The sequence below is a fragment of the Culicoidibacter larvae genome, assembly GCF_005771635.1.
Lineage (GTDB): Bacteria > Bacillota_I > Bacilli_A > Culicoidibacterales > Culicoidibacteraceae > Culicoidibacter > Culicoidibacter larvae.
This window is the reverse complement of the sequence record NZ_VBWP01000003.1, coordinates 107155-133274: the sequence shown is the minus strand read 5'-3', so window position 1 is coordinate 133274 and position 26120 is coordinate 107155. Positions and strand designations below refer to the sequence as shown.

The following is a 26120-nucleotide window of genomic DNA, read 5'->3' as shown; positions in this document are numbered from 1 at the left end:
GTTTACTGGTTGGGATTTTTATTTTTATCCATCAATTATTCAGCTTTTATCAAAAACAAAGATTATTTATGAAAATTTTAGGAAAAAAGGCGGTATTGCAATTTACTTTTGTAGCGAAAACGCCTACAATTAGAGAGACAGGAAATATTATGAGTGAGGTGCAGTATGGGAGTGTATACGATTGGTATTGATCTTGGCGGAACGAATATGCGGGTTGCTTTGATTAAGGATGGTACAACGATTGTTAGGAAAGAGGAGCAAGCGACGGAGACCCAAAAGGGTGCGGCGGATGCGATTGCCAGAATGATTAGCATGGTGGATGCAGTTGATCCCGAGCGAAAAGCTTCAGCGATTGGCATTGGTAGTGCCGGACCATTGGATTTAGATAATGGAATTATTTTGAAAACACCTAATTTAGTTGGCTGGGAAGGCACACCGATTGTTGAATTGATGCGCCAAGGAACCGGTCGCGAGGTTTATTTGAATAATGATGCCAATGTTGCTGGTCTTGCCGAAGCAGTTTTTGGCGGCGGTAAAGGATGCAAAAGCAGTGTGTTCATTACTGTCAGCACTGGCGTTGGCGGCGGAATTGTTGTTAATGGACATTTGCTTGAGGGTGCATATGGGTATGGCGGCGAGATTGGCTGTATGATTGTAGCTGATGATGATCGTAAACATGATAGTTTATATGCCGGTACACTTGAAAGTCTATGTAGTGGCAGTGCATTAAATCTTCAGGCACAAAAAGTATATGGTCCGGGGACCAATGCGGCGTATATTTTTGAGCAATATGCCCAAAACGATATGGCGGCAATGGGAATTATTGAACTTTGGCTGGAGCATTTTTCACGTGGATTGGCTTCGGTTATGCAAGTTATTGATCCGGAAGTATTTGTAATTGGTGGTTCTGTGGTGCTGCATAACCCATGGTTGCTTGAAAAGCTACCTGAGCATATACAGCCAAAAGTTTATGAAGGCTTACGAGATAAGATTAATTTGCGTTTACCAGAGCTTGGTGGCGATGCTGGATTAATTGGCGCGGCATATTTGGCGCACCCGGATTACTTGAATTAGGATTGGAGACAGAGTAATGACAGATATTTTATTTTTAGAACCCGAATTTAAAGACCGTATTTGGGGCGGGACCCGATTACATGATGTTTATGGGTATGATATTCCAACCTCAACCACTGGCGAATGCTGGGCAATCAGTGGTCATGAAGCTGGCCCGACCAAAGTAAAAAATGGTGAATTTGCCGGTAAAACAATAGCTGATTTGTGGCAAACAAATCGTGAGTTATTTGGTGGAATCAGTGGTAGCGAGTTTCCATTATTAATCAAAATTCTTGATGCTAAAGCTGACTTAAGTGTTCAGGTGCATCCTGACGATGCTTACGCCAATGCGCATGAAAATGGTGGCTTAGGGAAAACGGAGTGTTGGTATATTCTTGATTGTGATGAAGATGCTCATATTATTTATGGACATAATGCCCAAACCAGAGCTCAATTTGAAACAATGATTGAAAAAGGACTTTGGGATGCGTTATTGCATAAGGTATCAGTGAAACCTGGTGATTTTTTCTATGTACCGGCGGGAACAGTCCATGCTATCTGCAAAGGAACTCTCATTTTGGAGACTCAGCAATCAAGCGATACAACATACCGGTTATATGATTATGACCGACTTGATGATCAAGGTAATCCGCGTGAATTGCATGTAGCAAAATCAATTGATGTGACAAAAGTTCCACAAGATTTACCGAAAATCACCCCAAGTGTAGAAACATTTGATAATGCCGTGAAAACAACTTATGTTCATAGTGAGTTCTTCACAGTAGAAAAATATAAAATTACCGGACCGTTTGCAATTGAACAAACACATCCGTTTTTAAATGTAAGTATCTTGGATGGTAGCGGCACTATTGGCGAACACCAAGTGCAAAAAGGAGACCACTTATTGGTTCCGGCAGGTTTTGGTACTATTGCAATTGATGGCAATATGACAATTATGACCTCTCATTTATAGTAGGGAAAAATTAGAATCCAGGGGCGCGTTTACGCGCCCCTGGATTTTTTGTTTTTTTAAACAATATCACTTTACTTTTATCATAAAAGTTGTATAATAGTATGGTATCAGAATAGTTCTGTATACGAACTGTTTGGGAATAAAATGATAAGAGGTGAAAAAATGGCTGATAAAGAGGAGAACCTGGCAATTGAATTATTACATTCAATTAATATGTTACGTAAAGTAAGTCATAATCTGGCTCATGAACCGGGAAAACATTTAAAACGTAATGAGCAAATGATTATCATGTATTTACGCAAACATAGCGGCCAAGGTGATTTGAAAATTTCTGATTTGGGTAAACTGCTGGAACTTGCACCTTCGACGATTTCACCGATTATTCATTCGTTAGAAACTAATGGGTTCATTGAGCGATATCATAATCAAGATGATCGGCGAGTGGCTTATATTCGCTTGAGCAAGTATGGCTTTGAACAAGCTGAAAAAGTACGCAAGAATTTTCGCGAGACTTTGCAAGGATTAGCAGACTATCTTGGGCAAGAGGATACAGAGAAGTTAGTTGAGATTTTACGAAAAACATACAAGTACGCTACAAAAGTTCAGCAAGAACGTAAGGAGGACACTAAATGATAAAACTATATGCAAAATATTTGAAACCATATTGGATAATGGTTATTGGAATTGTGTTGTTTGTATTTATTCAGTCAATGGCTGATTTATATTTACCAACGCTCACAGCAAGTATTATTAATGATGGGGTTGCTAAACAAAATATTGATTTTGTTTGGTCTGAAGGGATTAAAATGCTGGGGGTTACTTTTATTAGTATGACAGCATTAATTATTGCCAGTTACTTGTCTTCGCGCGTGGCCGCCGGTTTTGGCCGTGATGTGCGTGGTAAACTCTTTCGCCATGTAGAACAATTCTCACTTCATGAGTTTGATGAATTAAGCACGGCTTCATTGATTACCAGAAATACGAATGACGTTATGCAAATTCAAAACGTGACGGTGATGATTTTCCGGATGGTACTAGGGGCGCCGATTATGGCAGTCGGTGGTATCATTATGGCAATGCGAACAAGTATTGATTTATCTTGGATATTTCTAGCTTCAATTCCGCTGTTGCTCATTCTAATTCTTGTTGTCGGCGGTAGTGCGGTACCATTATTTAAAACAATGCAGAAAAAACTGGATCATTTGAATCTAGTGTTGCGTGAGCGTTTAATCGGAATTCGGGTTATTAGAGCATATGATAAAGAAGCTTTTGAAGAAGAACGCTTTAATGATGCGAATAAAGATTTAACCAAAACAGCAATTAAAGTGAACCGTTTAATGGCAATTATGATGCCGGTGATGATGATCATCTTGAACTTTACATCAATTGCGATCATGTGGTTTGGAGCGCATAATGTTGCTGATGGCGGTATGGCTCCCGGGGATATTTTTGCCTTCATCCAATATGCAATGCAAATTATGATGGCCTTTGTTATGATGTCAGTTATCTTCATTATGATGCCAAGAGCAAGTGCTTCGGCATCGCGGATTAATGAAGTATTCAGTGTTGAACCTGAAATCGGTGATACCAGCCATGTAGTACAAACTCCGGCTGATGTAAAAGGTATGGTTGAGTTCCGTAATGTTACTTTCCATTATCCTGGCGCAGAAGAACCAGCACTTTCAAATATCAGCTTCACTTCGAAAGCTGGTGAAACAACGGCAATTATTGGTGGTACTGGTGCTGGAAAATCAACATTAGTGAACTTGATTCCGCGGTTTTACGATATAAGTGATGGTGAAATATTGATTGATGGCGTAAATATTACTGATTTAGCTCAGGAAGACTTACGTTCTAAAATCGGTTATGTACCGCAGAAGTCGGTATTGTTCGCCGGTACGATTGCACACAATATCCGTTATGGGAAAGAAGATGCCAGCATGGACGAAATTCGCCATGCAACAGATATTGCTCAAGCAACGGACTTTATTGAGCGCAAGGATGAAAAATATGACTTTATGATTGCTCAAGGCGGAACTAATGTTTCCGGCGGGCAAAAGCAACGGCTTGCGATTGCCCGGGCTTTAGTCAGAAAGCCAGAGGTATATATATTTGATGATAGCTTCTCGGCTTTGGACTTCAAAACTGATGCGAAGCTCCGTGAAGCCTTGGCCCCTGAAACCAAGGATTCAACGGTCATTTTAGTCGGTCAGCGGGTCAGCTCAGTTATGCATGCTAATCGTATCATTGTTTTGGATGATGGCAAAATTGCTGATATGGGGACGCATGAGGAATTGCTCTTAAATTCAGCTGTCTATAAAGAGATTGTCTTATCACAATTATCAGAGGAGGAATTGGCATGAGTGAAAATAATAAAACACAAGTGAATAAGCCTGCTCCTCGTGGTGGTGGACCGGGTGGCGGTCCAGCGGGGGCGATGAGTCGTCCGGCAGAAAAGGCACAAGATTTCAAGGGAACGCTTGGAAAATTGATTCGTTATGTAAAACCACATACTTTTAGTTTGGTGGTTGTGTTTATATTTGCTATTTTAAGTACAACATTCAGTATTTGGAGCCCGAAAATTTTAGGTGAAGCGACAACGATGGTGTTTGATGGCTATATAAAAATGATGATGAAAGTGCCGGGTGCCGGTATTGACTTTACTGGTATTGCACAAATTCTGATTTTCGTTGCTATGTTATATATTGGTAGTGCATTGTTCTCGTTTGTACAACAATTTGTTATGGCCGGCATTTCGCAAAAAATTGTGTTGCAGATGCGTGGAGATGTTAATGCTAAATTGATTAAGTTACCATTACGCTTTTACGATAATCACTCACATGGTGATGTGCTGAGTCGGGTAACTAATGATATTGATACCATCAGTACAACTTTGCAACAAAGTTTGACACAATTAATTACTGCGGTTGTTACAATTGGCGGGGTATTGATTATGATGCTTACAATCAACTGGCAGATGACATTGATTGCACTGCTTTCATTACCTGTCAGTGCGGTAGTGACAATGATGATTGCCAAACGTTCACAGAAATACTTTGTTGGCCAACAACGTTCATTGGGTGATGTGAACGGTCATGTTGAAGAAATGTATTCAGGCCATAATGTTATTAAAGCATTTGGTCGTGAGGATGAATCTGTTCGGGTTTTCGAAGAAAACAATAAAGAATTGTATGGCTATGGCTGGAAAGCACAATTTATGTCTGGAGTTATTATGCCAGCATTAAAATTTGTCGGTAATATCAGTTATGTGTTATTAGCGGTAGTTGGTTCATTATTTGCTATCAGTTATGGGTTGCCGGTAGGGGATATTCAGGCCTTCCTGCAATATTCCCAACAATTTAACCAACCAATTATGCAAGTTGCCAATATTGCCAATGTTATTCAATCGACTGTTGCTGCTGCCGAACGGGTATTCCAGTTGTTAGAAGAGCAGGAAGAAGTCGCTCAAGCTGCTGATTCGGTTGTTATTGAGCATCCTAAAGGACATGTGGTATTTGATCATGTTAAGTTTGGTTACAATGATGATAAAATCCTTATCCATGACATGAATATTGAGGCAAAACCGGGACAGACAATTGCAATTGTCGGGCCAACCGGTGCCGGGAAAACAACATTGGTCAATTTGTTAATGCGTTTCTATGAATTAAATGCCGGACATATTTACATAGATGGTGTTGATATCACAAAAATGGATCGAGGTCATTTACGGCAAATGTTTGGTATGGTATTACAAGATACATGGCTCTTTAACGGAACTATTCGTGATAATATCGCTTATGGGAATCAAGGTGCACCGGACGGACAAATCATTGCTGCCGCGCAAGCTGCCAGCGCCGATCACTTTATCCGGACGTTACCAAACGGGTATGACACAATTGTTAATGAGGATGCTTCAAATATTTCGCAAGGTCAAAAACAATTGCTTACCATTGCGCGGGCAATTTTAGCTAATCCGGAAATCCTTATTCTTGATGAAGCTACAAGTTCAGTCGATACTCGTACTGAGTTATTGATTCAAGATGCGATGAGCAAACTCATGGAAGGAAGAACTAGCTTTGTAATTGCTCACCGGCTTTCAACTATTCGAAATGCTGATATGATTCTGGTAATGAATCACGGTGACATTATTGAACAAGGAACTCATGACCAGCTCCTTGAAGCAAATGGCTTCTATGCTGATTTGTACAACAGTCAATTTACGACTAACAGTAATGCTGATATGGATGAAGAGTTTGAAACGACTCCTAACACTAAACCACTTACTGCATATTAATAGTTTAAAAACCGGTCGCCCGTACGGCGACCGGTTTTTTTGTTATAATAAAGAAGAGGAAAGGTCGGTGAGTTACTGTGAATCAGAAAAACAAAAGCTCAATTCCACGCGATATATACACACCGCAACAAATTATTTACAGCCAAAAACAATTATTGGGCAGTCCATATTCTAGTGTTGTTATTACTGAGCCGCTAATAAATGCATTGCTGGAAAGATTGGCCGGACAAATTATTAAACTTGAATCTGATACAGATGAGTGTTTTGAATACATTTACGGTGGTAATCACAATCAAACTGATGTCTACAAAATTTATGGTGAAGAAATGTATTATCAGCCGTTGGCGCTGTTGCTTTATGATGGTAATTCAATATCCAACTATTATATTGTCATCATTGATGAGCAAAGTGAACTGCGACAAACAAATTACACTAATCTGCTTTTACACAAGCAAATTGATAATAGTAATGCAATTACTGACACTGCAACAATTACCAAAATGGAGAATACAATCAAACAATTACTAAGCATACTAAAAGAGTAGGACAGAAGTTTGACCGTTGCTTTGCTTTTATGCTATAGTTAAGGCACATTAGGTAAAGGGAGTGTGTGAATGCCGGTAACTCTGTAGAGAATTGTCCTGCACCAAAGGGAAGCAAGTGAAAACTTGTTCTGTTTGTGTTATCTTGACTGTCTTACGGAGAATGTGTGCTGTTCATACTGAATAGTATTATTTGTAGTACAGTTAATAACTGTATTTTTTTATTTTCCAGAAGACTTTATTGCGAAAGGAAAAAATAATGAAAACAAATTTTACTGATAATTTTATAAAAGAACATAATAATTTTGAATTTTTACTAGAAACAATGATGGGACCAAACTCGATGCGGGTTATGGAAGTGTTGCTCGGCTACCTGCCTGAGCACCCAAGCGGCAGAATCTTAGATTTAGGCTGTGGTGCCGGACTTTCTACGCTTTATTTGGCCAAAAACTTTGCAGCGCAAATTGTGGCTGCTGACTTGTGGGTAGATCCAAGCGAAAACTATCGGCGTTTTATTGAGCGTGGCATAGCCGAGCAGGTTATGCCGGTTCGCGTTGATGCCAGCAGACACTTGCCATTTGCTGATAGTTACTTCGACTATATCGTCTCGGTGGATGCCTACCACTATTTTGGTGAGGGTGTAGAGATGCTAGAAAATGTTGCCGCTCTTGTTAAACCTGGTGGATATATTGTTGTTGCGGTTCCGGGCTTGCAAACTGAATTTAAATCAGTGCCGGAGGCTTTAAAACCATTTTGGATTGATGGTGAGATGCATATGCATTCAGTTACTTGGTGGCGTGAATTATGGAGCCAATGTGATGCGGTAGAAGTTGTTAATGTTTTTGAATTAGATTGTCACCAACAAGCATGGAATGAGTGGCTGTTAAGTCCGAATCCTTATGCTCAAGGTGATGTGCATATGATGGCTGCTGAGGATGGCAAATACTTCAATCATGTTGCGATGATTGCTAAAGTTTTATAGGAAGTGTGAAAAAAAGCGCCCGGGCCGGGCGCTTTTTTTATTAGTTTTAACAGAGAAATATAAAACAGCCCAAATATTTGGACTTTTTTTAATAATTGCGTTTAGTTATAATAATTCTATATGCTTGGAGGCGATTATTTGGACGGAATCGAGATTGCAATGACGATAGTGATGTCAGGAATTTATCATCTTATTTGCTTACCACTAAATGTATTGCTGACTTTTATTATATTTAAATGCCTTTTTAAAATAGTTGATAATAAAGTACGACTGCTGGGAGCCGCTGCTATTCCGCTGATTTTAAATATTATTATTTGGTATGGGCTATTTTGGGGCGGAGTTCTGCCGGGGTTAAGCATGCTGTTGACATTTGTTATCATCGAGACGGGCTATATTATTTTCTATCTTGCCATGTGTTATATTATTGGCACATATCTTAATAAAAAATCAGAAGGGATGTAATTACTATGATTTTATTTATTGTTGCACTCATAATTGTTGTTTTTTTCTATTTTCGGATCAAAGCAGCCAATGGATACATCGTTTCTTTCATAATCAACAAATAAAAAAAGATTTCAAAAATAATAAACAAAAAAATAAAGAACGCATTGAACAATTTAAAAATGATAAAAAGAAGGGCAAAGAATAACTAAAAAAGAGAAGCTACAAGAGCTTCTCTTTTGTTTTACATATTAATTATTGTTTGAAGAATTATTATTGCTTGAATCGGTTTCGTCAACTGGTGTTTCATGGAGTACTGCATAAGCATCGTATAATTCTTTGGCTTTATCATTTAAGAATACAATTTCAACTTGAGCAATAAGCTTGTTGATTTCAGTATCGTAAATATCTTGAGTTTTCTTAGAACTACGAATCTCTTGAATGATTGTTTCTTGCAACTTAGCATCCAATGGTTGCTCTTTAATTTCTTTAGCATAGATAATGTGGTATCCATAATCAGTTTTTACTAATTCAGCAGTTGTTTCGCCTTCTGCTAAAGCAAATGCTGCCGCTTCAAATGGTGCAACCATTTTACCTTTACCGAAGAATCCAAGGTCACTGGCTTCTTTAATAACAACATCATCACCAACGATTGACTCAACGTTATTGTTGGTAGATGTGCTTGATGCAGCTGCGTTTAATTCGGCAACATTTTTAACAACATCATCAACGGTATATTCACCATTATTGATAGCATCAAGTACTTTTTGTGCTTGTGCTTGATCTTCAATGAGGATATGTTCAGCATCTACTTGTTTTTGGTAATCGCTTAAGTATTTGGCGCTGATTTCTTCGTCAGTTACCGGGATTGCTTGAGCAAATAATTGATTTTGTAAATCATACAATTCAATATACTCAATTAAGTCTTCCTCGGTATAAACCGGATATGGTAATGTGCTGCTCATTTGGGTTAAGTACTTATCACCATATTGTGATTTTAAATTATCAAGGATTTTCTCAACATTCTTTTTGTCTACAGTTAATCCTGATACTGGATTTTTTAATACTTGCAGATGAATAGCATCAACGACACGTTGGGTCGGATCACCTGCTGCCTCAGTATTATTATTTGAACTTGAAGCATTATTGTTTGAAGATCCCTCACTTGCAAATAATGCATCCCAGTTGCTAACATCAGCATTTACGCCATCAACAGTTGCTAATGTAGTTTTAACAACTTCCGGTGGCGTTCCACAAGCCGCTAGTCCACTTCCTAATGCAAGTACCGCAATTGCAGCAAATACTCTTTTAATATGTTTATTCATAAATGAATAACTCCCTTTCTTTCTAAAGTGCAATGGTTTCTGCCAACGCAACTAATGTTTCAGTTGTTGGCTCGGTATTATCAAAAATTTGTTGATATCCGTCCATATCATTATAACGAGGTAAAATATGCACATGCCAGTGAAAAACAACTTGGCCGGCACTCGGTTCAGCATTGGTTGTAACGTTAATACCATCTGCGTGCAGTTTATCTTTCAGATGAACTGCTATTTTTGCAACCGCAGCAAATACCTGACTAACCGTTTCCGGGTCAGCATCAAGAATATTACGGCAATGTTTTTTTGGAACAACTAAAGTATGTCCCTTTGTCGCCTGACTGATATCCAAGAATGCATAAACATGCTCATCCTCATAAATTTTGTAAGATGGTATATGATGTTCGATTATTTGACAAAAAATGCAATCATTCATTGTAATTCTCACCTCGACTAACAGACCAATTATAACACAAATAGTATTGTAAATAAAATGATTTTTACGTGAAGAAAAAACAGCAAAGTTTAATAGGCGCCATAGGCTATTTATGTTATAATAGTTGGGTAACTGAAAAACTGAAAGGACGGCGAAAAAACAATGGTTGACGTACAAAAAAGAATTCAGGAATTACGGAAACAATTGAATCAATATAATTATGAATATTATGCCTTAAATGCATCTACGGTAGAAGATTATATTTATGATAAATTGATGAATGAGTTAGTCCGTCTTGAGGCAGAACACCCAGAGTATAAAGATGACAATTCACCGAGCGTTAGAGTCGGCGGTATGGTTATCAGCAAATTCGAAAAAGTTGTCCATGCTTCACCAATGCAAAGTTTAGCGAACACCTTTAATGAACAAGATTTAAATGATTTCAATAAACGTATTGCTCAGGCGATCGGGCAAGAAGATATTGAATATGTTTGTGAATTGAAAATAGATGGTCTGGCTATGACCTTGATATATGAAAACGGAAAACTGGTTATGGGGGCAACGCGTGGCGATGGTGTCACGGGAGAAAATGTCACCCATAATATTCGCACCGTGAAAAACATTCCCTTACAATTGGACGAACCTCTCTCGATAGAGGTTCGTGGCGAAGTATATATGCCCAAATCAAGTTTTGAAAAACTAAACCATGCCCGGGCTGCAGAAGAACAAGCATTATTCGCTAATCCGCGCAATGCCGCTGCCGGTTCAATCCGTCAGCTTGACTCAAAAATCGCCGCTTCGCGCGATTTAGCAATGTTCGTCTACGGTGCACCAATCGAAACCTACCAACAGCTTACAACTGACGGTAAACACAGTTCAATGCTGGCGCATCTTGGCGAATTACATTTCCCAACCAATCCGGTGACAACTGTATGCCCAAATATCAATGCTGTTTTTGAATTTATTAATCACTGGACGCTGCACCGCCATGAATTACCATATGAAATTGATGGCATTGTTATCAAAGTAAATGACAGCCGCCTCTATGAGCAAATCGGTGTTACCGCAAAAGCTCCAAAATGGGCAATTGCCTATAAATTTCCGGCTGAAGAAGTTGCAACTACCTTGCAGGACATCATCTTCACCATCGGCCGCACCGGCCAGGTAACACCAAACGCTGTCCTTGACCCGGTCCGCGTCGCCGGCTCACTGGTAAGCCGCGCAACCCTGCACAATGAAGACTTCGTTACCGGCAAAGACATTCGCGTCGGCGACACAGTTATCATCCGCAAAGCCGGCGATGTTATCCCCGAGGTTGCCCGCGTCGTTCTCACTGAACGCCCGGAAAACACCGAGCCATTTAAAATGACAACCGTCTGTCCGTCTTGCGGCCAGCCGCTTATCCGTAAAGAGAGCGAAGCAGCATACTACTGCGTAAACCCTGACTGTGATTCGAAAGTCATTGAAGGTTTAATCCACTTTGCCAGCCGCAATGCGATGAACATTGATGGACTTGGCGACAAGATTGTTGAACAACTATACCAAGCGGGATTGATTCACTCACTCGCTGACCTATATACCTTAAACTACGAAGATTTGATTGAGCTGGAACGTTTTGGTCAAAAATCAACCGAAAACTTATTGGCGGCGATTGCAACTTCAAAACAAAATCCGCTCGAACGCCTGCTCTTTGGATTAGGCATTCGGCATGTCGGTCAAAAAGTAGCCACAGTATTAGCGCAGCAATATATTACTATTGATGCCTTAAGCACTGCCGGCAAAGAAGAATTACAGAGCATTGATGAAATCGGTGGGATTATCGCCGAATCAGTTGCTGATTGGTTCACCGACCAAAAGAATCAAGAACTGATTGAACAATTGCGAGGCTACGGCGTCCGTATGGACACCGAGAAAAAAGCCGCAATTATTACCGGCTCACCATTCCAGAATAAACGTGTAGTAGTGACTGGGACACTTTCAACGATGAGCCGTGATGAGGCGGAAGCCAAAATTGAAGCTTTAGGCGGTAAGACCGGCTCAAGCGTCAGCAGTAAGACCGACTACCTTGTATACGGTGAAAAAGCCGGCAGCAAGTTAGCCAAAGCTCAGGAACTGGGCGTGGAACTACTTGATGATGCCGCATTTCTTGAAGTACTGGCAGCTGCTGGTTTGGAATAAGATCGTTCGCCGGTTTCGGTCCTTGGACCTGAAGCGGGCGCGAGCAGATACTCAGTCAGGAATTGCAATTTTTACAAAAAAAAAACGGAGGAAAAAAACATGTTAAAATTAACCCGTGATGATATTTTAAAACTTGGGAAACTATCTAAAATAGAAATTACCGAAGATGAAATCGCTGATGTTGAGAGTAAAATCAATACTGTTCTGGCGATGATTGAAGATATTCAACATTTGGATTTAAGCGATGTAGAACCGATGTTCCATCCAAATCCGGAACCATTTATTTATCGTGATGAAGCTTTAGAATTCAAACAGGATACGGCAGCATTACTGAATAATGCCCCGGAATCAGAAAATAATCAGGTAAAAGTACCAACTGTATTGAAGGAGGAAATTATATGAGTCTACTCGATTTATCAATCAAAGAATTACGCAACAAGCTCGATAATAAGGAAATAACTGCTCAAGCATTGATTCAGGAAAGTGTAGATCGTATTACTGAACTCGATCCAAAACTCAATAGTTTCATCACTTTTGATACTGATTATGTGAAAAGCCAAGTAACTGATTTTCAAGAAAACCAGTTACTCTCAGGTATTCCGGTCGCGCTTAAAGACAATATTGTCACTCGCGATTTGGCAACTACCTGCGGCTCTAAAATGCTGGAAAACTTTACTGATCCGCTTTACGATGCAACCGTAGCAGAACGTTTACGTACTGCCGGCAGTATCAACATGGGAAAATTAAACATGGATGAATTTGCTATGGGTTCAAGCAATGAGTCATCACACTTTGGTCCGGTACATAATCCATACAATCTGGATTATGTGCCCGGCGGATCTTCCGGTGGAAGCGCGGCAGCAGTCGCTGCCGGACTTGTTAAAGCAGCCTTGGGCAGCGACACCGGTGGTTCGGTGCGTCAACCGGCAGCATTTACCAACACCGTTGGATTGAAACCGACATATGGTCGGATTTCGCGATTTGGTGTGGTGGCATTTGCTTCATCATTAGACCAAATCGGTATTTTCAGTAAAACGGTAGAAGATAATGCTGTTGTACTTGAGGCAATTGCCGGACGTGATGAGATGGACACAACCAGTTCAGTACAAGAAGTACCTAAATTCAGTGAGTTACTTGAAACTTCAATGGCAGGAAAGAAGATTGCGGTGCCGGAAGAGTATATGAGTGATGCGATTAATCCGGAAATTCGTGAACGGGTGCTTGAAGCAATTGAAGTGTATCGTGGTATGGGCGCAATTGTTGAAACTGTGCGGATGCCGCATTTAGATTATGTCGTACCGGCATATTATATTATTGCACCATGTGAAGCAAGTTCTAACTTAGCGCGCTTCGATGGTATTCGTTATGGTTATCGTGCTGATAATACAACTGATTTAGATAATATCTATGAGAAGTCACGTGCAGAAGGTTTCGGTTCAGAAGTAAAGAAACGAATTTTAGTCGGAACATATTGCCTGAGTGCCGGTCACTATGATGCATTCTATATGCAAGCTGCAAAATTACGTACGGTTATCAAACAAGATTTTGACGTCATCTTCAAAGAATACGATGTTATTTTAGGCCCAACAACACCAGACGCACCGTTTAAGATTGGTGAGCATAGTAAAGATGCAGTTAAAGTATATTTAAACGATTTACTAACTATTCCGGCAAACCTTGTTGGTTTACCGGCAATATCAGTACCAGCCGGATTTACTAAAGAGGGTTTACCGGTCGGATTGCAATTGACAGGTAAAGCTTTTGATGAAGTAGGTATTTATCAGTTTGCTTATGCTTTTGAACAAGCGACTAAATATTACCAAATAAAACCAGAAATGAAGGGAGGAAACTAGGATGAATTTTGAAACGGTTATCGGAATTGAAGTCCATGCAGAGTTAAAAACCAATAAGAAAATTTATTCTCCAAGTTTAGTAACTTATGGTGCAGTTGAAAACAGCAGCACCAACGTTATTGACTGGGGATATCCTGGAGTCCTGCCAACATTGAATCGTGATGTGATTGATTTTGCTTTAAAGGCAGCATTAGCGTTAAATTGCGAAATTACCCAACATATGAGTTTTGACCGGAAAAATTATTTTTATCCGGACAATCCCAAAGCCTTTCAAATTACCCAAGACCGAACACCAATCGGTCGCAACGGATTTGTTGAAATTGAGCTAGATGGCGTTGTAAAAAGAATCGGTATCGAACGAATTCATATTGAAGAAGATGCCGGTAAGTCTACGCATTATAATGGTTACTCACTGGTTGATTACAACCGCCAAGGTGTACCATTAGTTGAGATTGTTACTGATGCCTCAATGCGATCACCAGAAGAGGCAGCGGCTTATGTTGAGGCGCTAAGAGCGATTCTTTTATATACTGATGTTTCTGATGGCCGTATGGAAGCAGGCTCAATGCGAGCTGATGCTAACATTTCAATTCGCCCAATCGGTGCTGCTGCATTCGGGGTAAAAACGGAAATTAAAAATATTAACTCAATATCAAATATGCAACGTGCTTTGGAACTTGAAGTTGAGCGTCATCAAAAAACATTGATGAGTGGCGGCATGATTGTGCAAGAGACGCGGCGCTATGATGATGCAGCACGCACGACAGTGCTGATGCGGACCAAAGAGACGGCTTCAGATTATCGTTACTTTCCAGAGCCGGATTTAAACCCTATCTATGTTGATGAGGCATGGATTGAGCGTATTAAAGCGACACTTCCGGAATTACCGCGTGCACGGCAACAGCGGTATAATGATGCATTAGGACTTTCTAATTATGATTCTCATGTTATTACTATTAACAAGGCAACTTCGAATTTCTTTGAGGCAACGATTCAGCTAGGTGCTGATCCTAAACAGGCAGCAAACTGGTTGATGGGTGAGATTCAGGGGTATCTTAATAAGGAACAAGTTGAATTAGAAGCGACTAAATTGCAACCGCAGCATTTGGCTGATCTCTTGAGTGCAATTGGCGATGGATCAATTTCGTCGAAAATTGCTAAGTCTGTTTTCGAACAAGTTATTAGTACCGGGGATAGTGTTAAAGCAGCTATTGAATCACTTGGTGTTGCCCAAATTTCTGATGAGTCAGTGCTGGTTCCGATCATTAATGAAGTACTCAATAACAACCCGCAATCAATCGAAGATTTTAAGAATGGAAAAGATCGCGCAATCGGCTTCTTGGTGGGTCAAATTATGAAAGCGACGAAAGGGCAAGCCAATCCGCCGCTGGTGAATAAATTGTTGCTTGCAGAAATTAAAAAGCGCTAGTACAATATAGGGGAAATACTTTTTAATTATAGAAATAAACTTACAAAATAGTAATTTGTTTGCTTTTAAGAAATATGATATGATAATAGCGATAATAAATGCCAAGGAGTTAACCGATGGATACAAATAACGAAAAAAACAGCCGTCGTTCAAGAAATAACGCGAGTGCTGATAATAAACCAGTCGAAACGAATCAAGGTGTTGATGAGAATACAATTATCTCAACGCCGATTCGCGATGACCAAAATAATAGTGCAAGCAGTAAAGCAAGCACTAAAAATGAGGATGCAAATATGAGCCGAAAAGCAAATGCTGCTGCGGATACAAGAGGCGGTAAAGGAAACAAAACAACTAAAAAACCACCTAAAGGACGAGTTCGTGCTCGCCGCATTTGGATTGCTTTTATGGCGATTACTGTGTTAACAGCAATTATTGTTGGTATTGTTGCCGTTATTTACTTCTTCTGGGAACCAGAAGCATCACCGGTATACGGTGTTGATAATGCATCATATCGTTTAAAAGACCGACCTGCGTTAGACAGCAAATTATTTACTGAAACAGCAGAGCAGATGAAGGGTGAAACTTCAACTGTCGCTATTGAAATCGAAGAACGCGGCGGTATTGTATATTTTAATATAACTGTTCCTAATGATCGCTGGATTGGTCATGCTAAAGAAGATGCGACTAAAATCGTCAACAAATTTGTTGAAAACAGTGGTAATCCGGATTTGTTTAAAAAATATGAAGCACAAGTTATCATTATGAAAGAAACACCGGATGAAATAAGTACAGAAGCTAACCTCAAAGATCCTACAAGCAAGGATAATATTCATCCATACCCAAGTTTTGGGACTGCGAACAAAGGAACTGATGGCCAGTTGAGATGGTCAAATAATAGTAACCAATAAAAACGGGAGCCCGCTTGCTCAAGGAGCAAGTGGGCTTTTTTTACCGGGAGGATTATATATGTTGGAAAAAGATATATTACTAAAAAATGTTGAGTGTGTGGATTACAGCCATGAGGGCATGGGTGTAGTGAAACATGAAGGTATGGCAATTTTTGTGCCGCAGTTATTGATGGGCGAGGTTGCAGATATTGTTATTACTAAGGTAGCGAAGCGATTTGCCTATGGGCAGATTGTGAAGCTAGTGAAGGTGAGCAGTGAGCGGGCAGAAGTTGATACTGAGTCGCTTGATGAGAGCGGTGTTTGCCAGTTACAGCATATGAAGTATGATGAGCAGCTGCGCTTTAAAGAGCTGATTACCGTTGCCGCGTTGAAAAAACATATGGTTGAGCCGCCAGTAGTGATGCCGGTGATAGAATCACCAAAAGAGTGGCATTACCGCAATAAGATGCAAGTACCGGTTCGGGCAAGTGGTCCGGAGGGAACGCTTGTCGCGGGGTTTTTCAAGGAGAAAAGTCATGACATCGTGCCTTTTGCCGGGAGCACAATTCACGATGAAACTTCGAGTGCGATGGTGGAATATTTTGTTGAAATAGCGAATCAGATGAAAATTTCGGCTTATGACAGCAAGCGTCGTACCGGGAATTTCCGTCATTTAATTGTTCAGCATGCAGAAGCAACTGGCGAATATATGTTGGTGTTTGTGACTTTTGGCAAAGAGCGTAAGACGTTGGTGCGTTTAGCTGAAGCAATGGTGCAAAAGTTTCCGCAGATTAAGAGTGTGGTTGAGAATGTGAATACCGCTCATAATAGCAAGATTTTAGGTGAGAGCCGTCGCGCATTCTTTGGTGAGATGTATATTACTGACGCTATCAATGACGGTTTGCAAGTACGTTTGTATCCAGAATCATTTTACCAGGTGAATCATGCGCAAATGGAGCAATTATATCAGAAAGCACGTGATTTAGCTGAGGTGAAGGCAGATGATGTGGTAGCTGATTTTTACAGTGGCATTGGTACAATGAGTATGTTATTTGCTCAGAATGCAAAATTTGTATATGGTGTTGAAGTTGCTGCTCAAGCGGTTAAGAGTGCTGACTTGAATGCGGAACTTAATAGCATCCATAATGTTGAGTTTATTGAAAATAATGTGGATAGTCAGATTGAAGCATGGGTAGAATCTGGTTTAGCCGTTGATGTGGCATTGATTGATCCGCCACGCAAGGGATGCAGCCGCGAGTTTATCGAGAATTTGGTTCGGCTTGCGCCGAAGCGAATTGTCTACATTTCTTGTCACCCAGACAGCTTTGCCCGTGACTTGAATATTTTCGCTGAACTTGGTTACACTAGTGATACCGTGTTCCCATTCGATATGTTCCCGCAGACTTATCACGTTGAGACGGTAGTATTGATGTCAAGGGTAGATAAATAAAAGTGTAATAAGACAAGTAAATAAAGGCTTTCCGTGATTTGAGGTCTGGTTTTAAGCCGGAAGGATAATCACGGTTTTTTGCTTTTAGGGAAGTTATCAAAGATTGGTGAATTTGAAAAATCATCAACAAATATCGTCGATGACTAAGTGAGTTGATAAGATGGTTGGCAAAATAATAGTGAGTTGACAATGTGACTATCAGATTGAAAGTTGAAATTGAAATATATATGCACGTGGAAGGCAATTAAAATAGCTATCCAGAAAATCCGGTGCCAATCATTAAATAAACGCATCCGTATTTTTACGCCAATATCCACGGTGCAATTTATATCAATTTGGTATTCAAGTACCAAAAGTTAAATTAGCGATTGACAAATTTGTTAAACCGTGATATTCTTGATTTATCAAATCAGCTATTGGTAAGGAGGAAAAATGAATTATGACTAACGAGATTGAAAAAAACACCTTTGAATACTTAGATTTATTTAGAGGGTTTACTGAGAGTGACTCCTATCTTCCTGCTGCGCTTCTTGTGGCTGAAACAAAGGAAGAGTACTTTGACAAAAATATTTATGATGATTCAGAAGAGCGAATCTACGAGACTATGCTGACAGTTGCAGATAGGCTCGATATTATTAACCCGTTTAGAGATAAGACACAATTTACCAGAGTGTATAATGCCTATGATGTTTTTAAGGGAGAGGTCAACTGGGAATTGATTATTGCTCAGAGTGATAGAAGATATGGTGGGTACTCAGTAATTTCTAATGCTCTATTTGAAGAGTACGGCAGTCGCTTTAAACTTGACGCAGATGAGGTTCTTATTGCCGAAGGGGAAAAATTCGCTCCAAATCTAAAGAAACTAATCGATGAACATCCTGGTTGCAACTATACCATTACAACTGAAGAAAAAATCAGTTTTCACATAATTAACAGAATTTTTGCTGGTTATAAAAATGTAAAAATATTGAATGCAAGTATATATCAATACGGTTTCACAAACAGTCGTTACGATCTTATATTCTCTGTACCTAATTTCGGAACAAGAAATCTTGCTGAAGATGAAAATTTTATGAGTAGAGATCAAGATGCGGTAGCGCTTGAAAACCTGCTTCTTCATACAAATAATGGTGGTGAGCTTATAATCACAATGCCGGCAAGAATCACATTTGCTCATGGAAAGATTGGAGTGCTTAGGCAGTTTGTTCAACAGACTTATCGCTTAAAAGAAATTACAGAACTTCCAGAAGGTGCGTTTGAAGGAACAGGGATTAAAACTTACCTTATCGATGTTGTAAATACCAAGCCAGGTGATGATGATGTGATAGTCCGTCGATATAAATCTGGTCCTCGTAAGAACAAACGTGATATGGCTAATAAATTTATTATCGATGAAGAAACATTCGTTATGTTAGAGGAACTTGAGGAACTTGGTGATTGGAGTATAAATAAAATATTCTCTCAGCAAGATGAAGAGTGGATAAAATTCCAAGAATCATCTATTCGTAAAATTGCTTTGGGAGATGTTGCTGAAGTTTTCCGAGGAAAATCAGTATCAAAAAAAGACCCAACCGGAAGTGTTGGTGTCGTTAACATCTCGAATATAGGTGATTACGATATTGATTATGATAGTCTAGATCACTTTGATGAAGAAGAACGTAAGATTTCAAACTACATTCTTAAAGAAGGTGACGTACTAATACCTGCAAGAGGAACTGCAATTAGAACCTCTATCTTTCGCGAGCAGAGCTATCCATGCATCGCTTCATCTAACATCATTGTAATCCGACCTGAAGTAAAGATGCTTAGCAGCGTGTATTTAAAATTGTTCTTAGACAGCCCTCTTGGGCAAAAGATGATAAGTGGTGTACAACAAGGAAGTACAGTAATTAATATCAGCTATAAAGACTTGAATGCCTTGGAAATACCTGTTCCTTCAATTGAAGAACAACATATGAAGGCTGATGAATATGAAAAAGAGTTAGAAATCTACAAAGAAACTGTTGAGGTTGCTGAAAAACGCTGGAATAAAGTTTTAGATAAGCTACGAGAACTTTAATAGGAGGTATCATTATGTTAGGAGCTATTATCGGGGATATCGTGGGTTCCCGTTTTGAATGGAATAATAACAAGAGTAAGCAATTTGATTTATTAACGTATAAATGTAGTGTTACCGATGATTCCATAATGACTTTAGCTATAGCTAAAGCGCTGTTAGAAAGCAAGTCGGATTATAGTGACCTGTCCGAAAATGCTGTAAAGTATATGCAGAATATCGGACAACACTACCCAAACTGTGGATATGGTGGGCATTTCAGAGAATGGATATATTCTGACAATCCAAAACCATATAACAGCTATGGTAATGGGGCAGCGATGCGTGTCAGTGCATGTGGATTCGTAGCAAATACCCTGGAAGAAGTGAAACAACTATCAAAAGCTGTGACAGAAGTAACACACAATCATCCTGAGGGGATAAAAGGTGCAGAGGCAACAGCTGTTGCTATCTTCCTGGCGCGTTCTGGAAAGAATTTGCTAGAGATTCGCGACTATATAACAAAGAATTATTACCCGTTGAATTTTTCCCTTGATGAAATACGTGATAATTATGAGTTTAATGAGAGCTGTCAGGGAACTGTTCCTCAAGCCTTGGAAGCTTTCTTCGAGTCGAAAAATTTTGAAGATGCAATTCGTAACGCCATATCAATTGGTGGTGATAGCGATACCATTGCAGCTATTACAGGTGGTATCGCAGGAGCTTACTATGGAATACCTACAGATATTAGAAAACATGCTCTGACCTTCCTTGACGAGCGCCTACTTAAGATTTTGGTAGAGTTTGAAAATAATTATCCATCAAAGATGGAAAAAATCAATTCAGTCGGTAGTATTGGCATCGAAAGAAATGCAGAGACCAAAGTGCAGACTGGGAATAGAAAAACTATGATGCAGTCCTCTGTAGAAATAGCAGAGAAAGAACTAAATGATTCGATTCCTACAAATGAAGAGACGACAAGCCAGCAACTATTTAATCATCTATTTGAGGCTTGTAATATTCTGCGAGGACCAATAAACCAAGATGAGTATAAAAGTTATGTGACTCCAATCCTCTTTTTTAAGAGAATTAGTGATGTTTACGACGAAGAAACTCAAGATGCACTTGAGCGCTCTGGTGGAGATGAGGAGTATGCTAGATTTCCCGAGAACCACAGTTTTGATATTCCTGTGGGATGCCACTGGCAAAATGTCAGGGAAGCAAGTGAAAATGTTGGTGTTGCAATCGTCAAAGCAATGAATGGTATTGAGCGTGCTAACCCCGATACTTTAAGTGGTGTATTTAGTAGCTTTGATGATGCTAATTGGACTGACAAAACTAAACTCTCAGACGAGAGACTAAAAAATTTAATAGAACATATGTCAAAAATAAAAGTTGGTAATGCGAATTACTCGGCTGATGTTATGGGAGATAGTTATGAATTTCTGATTAAGAAATTTGCTGATTTATCAAAAAAGAATGCTGGTGAATTTTATACTCCACGCTCCATTGTCAAACTTCTCATTATGCTTCTGGATCCAAAGATTGGTGAAACAGTCTATGATCCAGCTTGTGGGACTGGAGGAATGCTAATAGAAGCCATACGCTACATGAAAAACGATAAAATGACGTATGGCCGAATATATGGCCAGGAGAATAATCTATCTACATCTGCAATTGCTAGAATGAATTTATTTTTGCATGGCGCAAAGGATTTTAAGATTACACAAGGTGATACATTACGTTCTCCTAATTTTCTTGAGAAAGGTAAATTAAAAACTTTCAATTGCGTTGTAGCGAATCCTCCATTTTCGTTGAAAAAATGGGGTTCACAACAATTTAGTACAGATATATATGGTCGAAATATGTGGGGAACCCCAACTGACTCCAATGCTGATTTTGCATGGCTGCAACACATGGTGAAGTCGATGGACGAGAAAACCGGCCGTTGTGCTGTTGTTTTACCACAAGGTGTACTATTCCGTGGGGGTAGAGAAGCAGAAATTCGCAAACAACTGATTGAATCAGACAAGCTAGAATGCATTATTACACTGGTAAGCGGCGTGTTCTATTCAACTGGAGTATCCGCTTGTATTCTTTTTCTAAACAATAACAAAAAAAATGATCATAAAGGTCGTATATGTATGATCGATGGTTCTGATATATTCACAGCACAACGAGCACAAAATATAATGACCGACAATGACGTAGACAAGGTCTACAATTTGTATGGCGATTATAAAGATGTTATTGAAAAAGTAAAAGTGGTCACGATTTCCGAAGTCAAAGATAAAGGTTATAGTCTAGCGATCAATAATTATATCGAAAGAAAAGAACAAGAAATTACTCCTCCAGCTGAAGTAAGAAAACAGTATTTTGACGCACTTGAAAAAATGATTGAGGCTGAAAAAACAATGATGGAATTATTGCTTGAAGGAGGATATGTAAATGAGTAAGTGCATTACAATAGATGAATTGCAAACATATTTATGGGATTCAGCTGTTCTTCTTCGTTCTAGTATAGATGCAGGAGCTTATAAACAATACATTTTCCCGCTGCTTTTCTTTAAAAGAATCAGCGATGTTTATGACGAAGAGTGTCAAAAAATTCTAGAGCAATTTGGCGATGAGGAAGCCTTAGAGTTTGAAGAAAATCATCGGTTTCAGGTACCCAAAGGTGCTCATTGGAATGATGTTCGTGAAGTTTCTGAGAATGTAGGTGTTGCTATAGTCAGTGCATTTCGTAAGATCGAAAAAGCAAACGCTGATAAACTACAAGGAATTTTTGGAGATGCTGCTTGGACAAATAAGAATCGTTTGTCAGACAGACTTCTAAAAGAATTAATAGAACATTTCAGCAGTAGAACATTGTCTATTGAAAATTGTCCGGAGGACGAACTAGGACAGGGATACGAGTACCTAATCAAGAAGTTTGCCGACGACAGTGGCCATACCGCTCAAGAATTCTATACAAATCGTACCGTAGTTCATCTTATGACTGAAATCTTGAGACCTCAGTCAGGAGAATCAATTTATGATCCAACGTGCGGTAGTGCAGGTATGCTAATCTCCGCGATAGCCTATTTGCAAAAACAAAAAAAAGAATGGCGTAATGTGGCTGTTTATGGGCAGGAAATAAATGCTTTAACTTCATCGATTGGCAAAATGAACTTATTTTTGCATGGTGTGAAGGACTTTGAAATTGTAAATGGAGATACGTTAAAATCACCGGCTTTTATTGAGAAAGGAAAGTTGAAAGAATTTGACATGGTTCTTGCCAATCCTCCCTACTCTATTAGTCAGTGGGACAGAGAAGCCTTTGCTAGCGATAAATATGGACGTAACTTCCTAGGTGTTCCTCCTCAAGGTCGAGCAGATTATGCTTTTTTACAACACATTCTGAAGAGTTTGAAAGAAGACACTGGACGTAGTGCGATATTATTCCCACATGGCGTATTGTTTCGTAATGAGGAAAGTAGTATGCGAGAAAAATTAGTTAGAAGCGATATGCTTGAATGTGTGATAGGTTTAGGTCCCAACCTGTTTTATAATTCACCAATGGAGGCTTGCATAATTATATGTCGTAAAAATAAGCCTGCAAACCGTCGTGGCCAGGTTTTATTTATAAATGCAGTAGATGAGGTTGAGAGAAAAAATGCACAGAGCTATCTGGAAGATAAACATATTGAAAAGATAGCATCAGCATACAACAAATATGAAACAGATAATGATTTTGCACGCGTTGTCTCAATTCGTGATATTGAAGATAACAATTTCTCGCTCAGTATCCCACTCTATGTTAAAAAGACCATGCCTGGGGCAGAAACTGACGAACGTTCTCTTCAAGAGCGTTATGAAAGTTGGAGAACATACTCGGAAATTATGAAACTTCGCTATATGAAATTAAGCGACATGATCGGGAAAGGGGATGAAAATAATGAGTGAAGTATTCTTAGGAGAAGTTGCTAAAGAGCGAAAGGAAACTAGTAAAGAAAATAAAGTCAGGTATCCAATTGTGGGCTTAGAGCACTTGATTTCAGAAGAAATTACTCTAACAGCCTGGGAAGAAAATAAGGAAAATTCTTTTACTAAGATCTTCCGAAAAGGAGATGTTCTTTTTGGACGTAGACGTGCTTATTTAAAGAAGGCTGTAGTTGCTCCTTTTGATGGCATTTGTTCTGGTGACATAACGGTAATTCAAGCTCTTCCAGATAAAATTCTACCTGAACTTTTACCGTTTATTATTCAAAATGATGCATTATTTGATTTTGCTATAGGTAAGTCCGCTGGTTCTTTATCACCCCGTGTTAAATGGGAGAATCTAAAGAACTTTAGGTTTGAGTTACCTGATTTAAAAGAACAAAGCAAGTTAGCTAGCCTATTATGGTCGATAGATAGTACAAAAAAGACCTATCAGAAGCTAATTCAAAAGACCGATGAGCTGGTCAAATCTCAATTTATCGAGATGTTCATGAACACCGATAGAGTTCGACTCGACACTATGGCTGTCATATTAATGGGCCAATCCCCAACATCTGATTCCTATAATTTTGATGCTCAAGGATTACCTTTTTATCAAGGAAGCGCGGATTTCTCGGAAAAGTATGTGAAGACTCGAATGTACTGCAGTGCACCAACTCGAATAGCTAACTCCGGCGATGTGCTCATGTCTGTACGAGCACCTGTAGGAACCGTAAATCTTACAGACAAGGAGTGTTGTATAGGGCGTGGATTAGCTGCTATCAGAAGCAAAAAATCTCAGGAATACAATGAGTTCCTTCTGTATGCATTTAGAGTTATGGAAGATAAAATAGCTTCAATGGGACAAGGAAGTACCGTTCTTTCCATCAATAAAGATAATTTGCATGGGCTATTGATGCCAAATGCAGATAAGCATCAACAGGAACAGTTCATTGCCTTTGCTCAACAGAGCGATAAATCAAAATATGACTATTTTAGCTGGATGTTAGGAGGTGCAGCATAAATGTCGGAATATAGATTTGACCATATTGTTATCAATATCACAGAAAAAAAGAAGCCTGTTGAAGAAGATAAATATACTTATATAGGCTTAGAACACTTGGATTCTCAGAACCTTATGGTTTCAAGATGGGGCTCTGATATTGCTCCTAAGGGTGAAAAACTTGTAATGAAAAAAGGAGACGTATTATTTGGTAAAAGGCGAGCATATCAAAAGAAAGTAGCAATTGCTCCGTTCGATGGAATCTTCTCTGCTCATGGAATGGTCTTGCGGCCAAATGAAGAAATAATTGACAAGAATTTCTTCCCACTCTTCATTAGCTCAGATTATTTTTTGGACGCTGCAATAAAGATATCTGTTGGGTCACTCTCACCAACAATTAACTGGAGAGATCTTAAAGAACTGAAGTTTCAGCTCCCTGATTTAGATAAACAAAAGAAGTTAGCTGACATGTTATGGTCAATAAATAGAACATTGCTAAGGTATAAAGAGTTGCTCAATAAAACTGATGAGCTCGTAAAGTCTCAATTTATGGAGCAGTTTGTAAATGGAAATCCATATGAAAGGAAAAGACTGGGAAACTTCATTAACCAAATACGTGGCGTATCGTATAAGCCTGCTGACCTACACAATAACCTTAACTCCCTAAGCATTACATTGTTAAGAGCAAATAATATTTTATCAGGAAAAGTAAATCATGAGGAAGTCCAGTTCGTATCTAAAGATAAGGTGTCAAAAGAACAACTGATATGTAATGAAGATATCTTGATGTGTGGCTCTAGTGGAAGCCTAGAGCATGTAGGAAAAGCTGCTTTATGCTCAAGAAATGAAGAAGGAGAGACATTTGGTACATTTTGCAAGCTTCTGCGCTCTACAGGGATGCTTATACCTAAATATATAGCTACGTATTTTGAAACGGATGAGTACAGAAATACAATTATGCGATTAGCAACGGGATCAAATATCAATAATCTTAAGAATGAACATATTGATAATATATTGATTCCGATACCACCATTAGAGCATCAAAAACAATTTGAAGCCTTTGCTAATCAGAGCGATAAATCAAAATTTGAACTCGAGCAAACTCTATCAGAGTTAAATGCCACCTATAAACGGATTATAGAAGAAAATTTAGGATAATTATGGGGCATGAAGTTTCCTCCGGCTCGTGAGACAACCTCACGGAGGAACAAACAAAGGAGGAAATTTCATGCTTAATCAAATTATTAATGAAGTGCAACAAGATCTTGCAACAATTTTAGAT

General features: G+C 39.2%; 21 protein-coding genes. 19 read left to right on the top strand and 2 right to left on the bottom strand.

What is annotated here, in order from left to right; translation table 11 throughout:
* Positions 1-165 precede the first annotated feature (165 nt).
* The 8 genes from FEZ08_RS04775 to FEZ08_RS04740 all read left to right on the top strand — a co-directional run bounded on the left by FEZ08_RS04775 (position 166) and on the right by FEZ08_RS04740 (position 8306).
* Positions 166-1074 carry an ROK family protein gene (locus tag FEZ08_RS04775; RefSeq protein ID WP_138190571.1) on the top strand — a complete coding sequence of 303 codons (909 nt, stop codon included), beginning with the start codon at positions 166-168 and terminating at the stop codon, positions 1072-1074.
* A gap of 16 nt (positions 1075-1090) precedes the next feature.
* Positions 1091-2026 carry a mannose-6-phosphate isomerase, class I gene (gene manA, locus FEZ08_RS04770; RefSeq protein ID WP_138190570.1) on the top strand — a complete coding sequence of 312 codons (936 nt, stop codon included), beginning with the start codon at positions 1091-1093 and terminating at the stop codon, positions 2024-2026.
* Positions 2027-2188: 162 nt separating this feature from the next.
* Positions 2189-2659 (top strand): MarR family winged helix-turn-helix transcriptional regulator, encoded by a 471-nt coding sequence (locus tag FEZ08_RS04765; RefSeq protein WP_171014940.1) that lies wholly within the window; start codon positions 2189-2191, stop codon positions 2657-2659.
* Positions 2656-4389, top strand: coding sequence for an ABC transporter ATP-binding protein (locus tag FEZ08_RS04760; RefSeq protein ID WP_138190568.1), 1734 nt, complete (start codon positions 2656-2658; stop codon positions 4387-4389). The genes FEZ08_RS04765 and FEZ08_RS04760 overlap by 4 nt, the downstream gene beginning before the upstream one ends.
* Positions 4386-6320, top strand: a complete 1935-nt coding sequence (locus tag FEZ08_RS04755) for an ABC transporter ATP-binding protein (protein ID WP_138190567.1) — start codon at positions 4386-4388, stop codon at positions 6318-6320. Before FEZ08_RS04760 ends, FEZ08_RS04755 begins: the two co-directional genes overlap by 4 nt.
* Before the next feature lie 77 nt (positions 6321-6397).
* Positions 6398-6865, top strand: a complete 468-nt coding sequence (locus FEZ08_RS04750) for a hypothetical protein (RefSeq protein ID WP_138190566.1) — start codon at positions 6398-6400, stop codon at positions 6863-6865.
* A gap of 256 nt (positions 6866-7121) precedes the next feature.
* Positions 7122-7844 carry an SAM-dependent methyltransferase gene (locus tag FEZ08_RS04745; RefSeq protein WP_138190565.1) on the top strand — a complete coding sequence of 241 codons (723 nt, stop codon included), beginning with the start codon at positions 7122-7124 and terminating at the stop codon, positions 7842-7844.
* Positions 7845-7982: 138 nt separating this feature from the next.
* Positions 7983-8306, top strand: coding sequence for a hypothetical protein (locus FEZ08_RS04740; RefSeq protein WP_138190564.1), 324 nt, complete (start codon positions 7983-7985; stop codon positions 8304-8306).
* Between the two features lie 230 nt (positions 8307-8536).
* On the opposite strand, the gene FEZ08_RS04735 is transcribed toward FEZ08_RS04740, so the two are convergent.
* Together FEZ08_RS04735 and FEZ08_RS04730 are read right to left on the bottom strand one after the other, a co-directional pair.
* Positions 8537-9610 (bottom strand): peptidylprolyl isomerase, encoded by a 1074-nt coding sequence (locus FEZ08_RS04735; RefSeq protein WP_138190563.1) that lies wholly within the window; start codon positions 9608-9610, stop codon positions 8537-8539.
* 22 nt (positions 9611-9632) lie between these two features.
* On the bottom strand, positions 9633-10040 hold the full coding sequence (locus FEZ08_RS04730; protein WP_138190562.1) for an HIT family protein: 408 nt from the start codon (positions 10038-10040) through the stop codon (positions 9633-9635).
* A gap of 162 nt (positions 10041-10202) precedes the next feature.
* On the opposite strand from FEZ08_RS04730, the gene ligA reads away from it, so the two are divergent.
* The 11 genes from ligA (at position 10203) to FEZ08_RS04675 (ending at position 25996) form a co-directional block, all read left to right on the top strand.
* Positions 10203-12218, top strand: coding sequence for an NAD-dependent DNA ligase LigA (gene ligA, locus FEZ08_RS04725; RefSeq protein WP_138190561.1), 2016 nt, complete (start codon positions 10203-10205; stop codon positions 12216-12218).
* Positions 12219-12317: 99 nt separating this feature from the next.
* Positions 12318-12620, top strand: coding sequence for an Asp-tRNA(Asn)/Glu-tRNA(Gln) amidotransferase subunit GatC (gene gatC, locus FEZ08_RS04720; protein ID WP_138190560.1), 303 nt, complete (start codon positions 12318-12320; stop codon positions 12618-12620).
* On the top strand, positions 12617-14071 hold the full coding sequence (gene gatA / locus FEZ08_RS04715; RefSeq protein ID WP_138190559.1) for an Asp-tRNA(Asn)/Glu-tRNA(Gln) amidotransferase subunit GatA: 1455 nt from the start codon (positions 12617-12619) through the stop codon (positions 14069-14071). Before gatC ends, gatA begins: the two co-directional genes overlap by 4 nt.
* 1 nt (position 14072) lies before the next feature.
* Positions 14073-15500 (top strand): Asp-tRNA(Asn)/Glu-tRNA(Gln) amidotransferase subunit GatB, encoded by a 1428-nt coding sequence (gene gatB, locus FEZ08_RS04710; RefSeq protein ID WP_138190558.1) that lies wholly within the window; start codon positions 14073-14075, stop codon positions 15498-15500.
* Between the two features lie 116 nt (positions 15501-15616).
* Positions 15617-16408 (top strand): hypothetical protein, encoded by a 792-nt coding sequence (locus tag FEZ08_RS04705; RefSeq protein WP_138190557.1) that lies wholly within the window; start codon positions 15617-15619, stop codon positions 16406-16408.
* A gap of 58 nt (positions 16409-16466) precedes the next feature.
* Positions 16467-17837 (top strand): 23S rRNA (uracil(1939)-C(5))-methyltransferase RlmD, encoded by a 1371-nt coding sequence (gene rlmD, locus FEZ08_RS04700; protein WP_138190556.1) that lies wholly within the window; start codon positions 16467-16469, stop codon positions 17835-17837.
* Between the two features lie 439 nt (positions 17838-18276).
* Complete coding sequence (locus tag FEZ08_RS04695; RefSeq protein WP_138190555.1) at positions 18277-19896, top strand: restriction endonuclease subunit S; 1620 nt, start codon at positions 18277-18279, stop codon at positions 19894-19896.
* A 14-nt stretch (positions 19897-19910) separates the two neighbouring features.
* Positions 19911-22328 (top strand): N-6 DNA methylase, encoded by a 2418-nt coding sequence (locus tag FEZ08_RS04690; protein WP_138190554.1) that lies wholly within the window; start codon positions 19911-19913, stop codon positions 22326-22328.
* Complete coding sequence (locus tag FEZ08_RS04685) at positions 22321-23817, top strand: type I restriction-modification system subunit M (protein ID WP_138190553.1); 1497 nt, start codon at positions 22321-22323, stop codon at positions 23815-23817. The genes FEZ08_RS04690 and FEZ08_RS04685 overlap by 8 nt, the downstream gene beginning before the upstream one ends.
* Positions 23810-24856: a restriction endonuclease subunit S gene (locus tag FEZ08_RS04680; RefSeq protein WP_138190552.1), complete on the top strand. Its 1047-nt coding sequence runs from the start codon at positions 23810-23812 to the stop codon at positions 24854-24856. Before FEZ08_RS04685 ends, FEZ08_RS04680 begins: the two co-directional genes overlap by 8 nt.
* Positions 24857-25996 (top strand): restriction endonuclease subunit S, encoded by a 1140-nt coding sequence (locus FEZ08_RS04675; protein ID WP_138190551.1) that lies wholly within the window; start codon positions 24857-24859, stop codon positions 25994-25996. It abuts the gene before it with no gap.
* Positions 25997-26120 lie beyond the last annotated feature (124 nt).

Coding starts and splice junctions, on each gene's coding strand:
- FEZ08_RS04775 (WP_138190571.1), top strand. CDS start 166: ATGGGAGTGTATACGATTGGTATTGATCTTGGCGGAACGAATATGCGG.
- manA (WP_138190570.1), top strand. CDS start 1,091: ATGACAGATATTTTATTTTTAGAACCCGAATTTAAAGACCGTATTTGG.
- FEZ08_RS04765 (WP_171014940.1), top strand. CDS start 2,189: ATGGCTGATAAAGAGGAGAACCTGGCAATTGAATTATTACATTCAATT.
- FEZ08_RS04760 (WP_138190568.1), top strand. CDS start 2,656: ATGATAAAACTATATGCAAAATATTTGAAACCATATTGGATAATGGTT.
- FEZ08_RS04755 (WP_138190567.1), top strand. CDS start 4,386: ATGAGTGAAAATAATAAAACACAAGTGAATAAGCCTGCTCCTCGTGGT.
- FEZ08_RS04745 (WP_138190565.1), top strand. CDS start 7,122: ATGAAAACAAATTTTACTGATAATTTTATAAAAGAACATAATAATTTT.
- FEZ08_RS04735 (WP_138190563.1), bottom strand. CDS start 9,610: ATGAATAAACATATTAAAAGAGTATTTGCTGCAATTGCGGTACTTGCA.
- FEZ08_RS04730 (WP_138190562.1), bottom strand. CDS start 10,040: ATGAATGATTGCATTTTTTGTCAAATAATCGAACATCATATACCATCT.
- ligA (WP_138190561.1), top strand. CDS start 10,203: ATGGTTGACGTACAAAAAAGAATTCAGGAATTACGGAAACAATTGAAT.
- gatC (WP_138190560.1), top strand. CDS start 12,318: ATGTTAAAATTAACCCGTGATGATATTTTAAAACTTGGGAAACTATCT.
- gatA (WP_138190559.1), top strand. CDS start 12,617: ATGAGTCTACTCGATTTATCAATCAAAGAATTACGCAACAAGCTCGAT.
- gatB (WP_138190558.1), top strand. CDS start 14,073: ATGAATTTTGAAACGGTTATCGGAATTGAAGTCCATGCAGAGTTAAAA.
- FEZ08_RS04705 (WP_138190557.1), top strand. CDS start 15,617: ATGGATACAAATAACGAAAAAAACAGCCGTCGTTCAAGAAATAACGCG.
- rlmD (WP_138190556.1), top strand. CDS start 16,467: ATGTTGGAAAAAGATATATTACTAAAAAATGTTGAGTGTGTGGATTAC.
- FEZ08_RS04695 (WP_138190555.1), top strand. CDS start 18,277: ATGACTAACGAGATTGAAAAAAACACCTTTGAATACTTAGATTTATTT.
- FEZ08_RS04690 (WP_138190554.1), top strand. CDS start 19,911: ATGTTAGGAGCTATTATCGGGGATATCGTGGGTTCCCGTTTTGAATGG.
- FEZ08_RS04685 (WP_138190553.1), top strand. CDS start 22,321: ATGAGTAAGTGCATTACAATAGATGAATTGCAAACATATTTATGGGAT.
- FEZ08_RS04680 (WP_138190552.1), top strand. CDS start 23,810: ATGAGTGAAGTATTCTTAGGAGAAGTTGCTAAAGAGCGAAAGGAAACT.
- FEZ08_RS04675 (WP_138190551.1), top strand. CDS start 24,857: ATGTCGGAATATAGATTTGACCATATTGTTATCAATATCACAGAAAAA.